The organism is Thiolapillus sp. (assembly GCF_048562965.1).
Taxonomy (GTDB): Bacteria; Pseudomonadota; Gammaproteobacteria; order Chromatiales; family Chromatiaceae; genus Thiolapillus; species Thiolapillus brandeum_A.
Genome location: NZ_JBHNMF010000468.1, coordinates 1 through 2,619, shown reverse-complemented (window position 1 = coordinate 2,619; position 2,619 = coordinate 1). Strand labels below are relative to the sequence as shown.

At 52.7% G+C, this 2,619-nt stretch carries 4 protein-coding genes; 1 reads left to right on the top strand and 3 read right to left on the bottom strand.

What is annotated here, in order from left to right; all coding sequences use genetic code 11:
• Window positions 1–81: 81 nt before the first annotated feature.
• From ACOCD2_RS16450 to ACOCD2_RS16440, 3 genes are all read right to left on the bottom strand, one after another.
• Window positions 82–375, bottom strand: a complete 294-nt coding sequence (locus tag ACOCD2_RS16450; RefSeq protein WP_293649811.1) for a hypothetical protein — start codon at window positions 373–375, stop codon at window positions 82–84.
• Window positions 376–772: 397 nt separating this feature from the next.
• Window positions 773–1,654: an alpha/beta hydrolase gene (locus ACOCD2_RS16445; RefSeq protein ID WP_293649812.1), complete on the bottom strand. Its 882-nt coding sequence runs from the start codon at window positions 1,652–1,654 to the stop codon at window positions 773–775.
• A complete protein-coding gene (locus ACOCD2_RS16440; RefSeq protein ID WP_293649813.1) occupies window positions 1,651–2,037 on the bottom strand; it encodes a hypothetical protein in 387 nt (128 codons plus the stop codon). The genes ACOCD2_RS16445 and ACOCD2_RS16440 overlap by 4 nt, the downstream gene beginning before the upstream one ends.
• Before the next feature lie 131 nt (window positions 2,038–2,168).
• On the opposite strand from ACOCD2_RS16440, the gene ACOCD2_RS16435 reads away from it, so the two are divergent.
• Window positions 2,169–2,619, top strand: a 451-nt coding sequence (locus tag ACOCD2_RS16435) for a transposase (RefSeq protein ID WP_293680574.1), incomplete at its 3' end; no start/stop codon positions are given.

The window sequence follows — 2,619 nt, the reverse complement described above, 5'->3', positions numbered from 1 at the left end:
AAGCGTACGGCCCTATGGCCCGGAATGCCCCTCAGGGTGGGTCAAAATTGTTGGCCGTAGGTGGGTCAGAATAGATGGCCATTAACACAATTGCCAGCAGCTCTCATACTGACCGGGGCGAAAGCGAATTTCCTCACCGGCAGCAATCTGGGCAAAGGCATCGTCGACTGACATTGGATTGCCGGCACTGCCGTCGCCACTACCGTTTGAACTGACATAATAGGTTTTTGCAGGGCTGTACTGGGGATCCGTGTAGTAGCGGTTGAAGCGCTCAGGCGAATCAAAAAATGTACCACCCCTGCCGGGTATTTCGATTGCCATAGCGGAGGTGCCTGAGAGGATTGTCAGCATCAGTACAACAGGTTTTCTGAGCATATCGGAGTACTCCTAAATTTGAAATGAACAGACCTGCCATCAAGGCAGGTCTCAACAGGGGCATTGTCTGGAATTATGTTAGGTCTGGAATGACCTGATTGTGTACGGGTTGGAAATAGAGACACGGGGATTGTGAGTTGGTTCCCGGAACTGCTGTACGGGGACGAAAAATCAGGCCTGGTTCACAGTTGCTGGCATTTCCTTTTCGTTTAGGGGATAAGGGAAACAAAAAGGACACAGGTTTGCGGGGAAGACAAAGAGGGGTGATACAGAGAGTGCCATTCGTCGGCATCACTCCAGATTTTTATGGTGGAGTGGTAAGTGGCCGTGAAGGCGCTCTCTCATCCCAGAGGCCAAAAGCGTCTTACGTCATGCCGGACAGCTTTTTTTCGAACAGCTATTTCCGGATAAACTCAACCGCGCGATCGACAAGATCCTCCGCATAAAGATCACGGAAAAAGTGGTCGGCGCCCTCCATGACTTCAACGGTCAGGTTGCCAGATACGGGCAGTTTTTCCAGTTTTTTCAGCAAACCTTTGACAACCTTGTCCTTGGTACCGACAAACAACAGTACCGGCCGCTTTATTTTTGCCAGCAGGTGAGGTGTGTCCATTCGCTTGTCGGGCTGATAGTAATTGACGAATGCTTCTGCTGTGACCGTAGTATCCTTGCAGTAGATAAAGTCGGTATGTTTGAGAAACTGCTTTCCCTTTCCCGCCTTCACCAGCGAGAGTGCTTTGTCCAAAACGGGTTGCAGTGGTTTCCCGTAGCGTTTTTCGTAGTCTTTGGCGGCATGGTCGGCAGACCAGACCTGGGGAGCGACCAGGATGACCTTGCTGATGATGGGGTCGATATCCGCCGCCACATACCATGCCGTCTGGTTTCCGCCGCGGGAATGTCCCAGCAGTACGATATTCTTCACGTCTTCGAATTTCAGCCATTCCACCCAGGCGGCTATTTCCCTGATAGCATCCGTATGCTTGTGGGTATGGGGAACAGCACAGTCATACATCGTGCTGTTACGGTTATTCAGACCCAGGCTGAGGTTGATGGCCAGACTGCTGACGCCGTTTTCCCTGAACAATTCCTGCAGTGTGGAGATGATTTCCATCCGGTTGTGTCCCAGCGTGCCATGGGTCATGAGTACCACAGGGCCCTTGGGCCAATTGTCGGTTTTTTCAAGATTGGTGCGCAGAGTCATGCCGTTGTATTTGAATGAAACCTCGCCGGCCTGAGCAGCACCGACAAAAATCAGAATCAGCAGGGGTAGCCATTTCATTGTAAAAGTTCCTCTGTTTGGTCAATGCAGTGTCCGCGGATCAGTGTTTCCAGGCCCTGCATGTCATGACAGGATTCTAACTGCCTGGCAGACAGACAGGGAGTGATCTTTTCCCCTTTCAGCAGGAATACGGCGGGAAAACTGTCCTGCCGTTCGGGATATTTCTTTTGGAACTCGTCACGATGCAGAAAGTCGCAAGCTATCGGCAGCGAAGCCACAAACTCGCGCCATTGCGACTTTTCCCTGAAAACCCCATGGGTTAAGGTGCACAATGAACAGGAATAGGTGTGCGGCGAAAAAAGTTTGTGTCCCATGTCCGCGAGGGTATTGAACGCGCCGGAATCGGCATTGTAGACGAACAGCAGTCGTGTTTTCTGATCCATTTGCTGTATACCTGGCGGTGACGGATAAAAACTAACCCGGAAATTTCACCGCCCCACTGGAAATAGGCCTCTTTTTGTTGCATAAAGATAAGGGTTACCAATCACTTACCAGCAACAAAACAAAGAAGCCTATGAATACAGAGTGTAAACCAGAACAGTTGGAATTTCAGTCCCTGGGTCGGCACGAGGTGATCGGTCGTTTTGACGGCGGGCGAATCACTTCGGACGGTGGCGGATTGCTGCTGCGCGAGGTGGATCAGCGTATCGGCCTGCTGGATCGCCTGGCCGCTTGCTTCACCGATCACCGCAACCCCGAGAGCATCGAACACAGTGTGCGGGATCTGGTGGCCCAGCGGGTGTATGGCCTGGCGCTGGGCTACGAAGACTTGAACGACCACGATGATTTGCGCAAGGACAGCACTCTCGCCTTGCTGGTGGGCAAGCGGGATCTGACCGGGGAACGGCGGGTGCGCGAGCAGGACCGGGGGAACCCGCTGGCCGCTTCGAGCACGCTCAACCGCCTGGAGCTGGGCATACCGAAATCGGCTATATCAGACCGTTACAAGCGGATTGCCGCGGATA

What these genes read in the sequence shown, in the direction of transcription:
- ACOCD2_RS16445 (WP_293649812.1), bottom strand. Translation starts at nt 1,654, where the DNA reads ATGAAATGGCTACCCCTGCTGATTCTGATTTTTGTCGGTGCTGCTCAG.
- ACOCD2_RS16440 (WP_293649813.1), bottom strand. Translation starts at nt 2,037, where the DNA reads ATGGATCAGAAAACACGACTGCTGTTCGTCTACAATGCCGATTCCGGC.
- ACOCD2_RS16450 (WP_293649811.1), bottom strand. Translation starts at nt 375, where the DNA reads ATGCTCAGAAAACCTGTTGTACTGATGCTGACAATCCTCTCAGGCACC.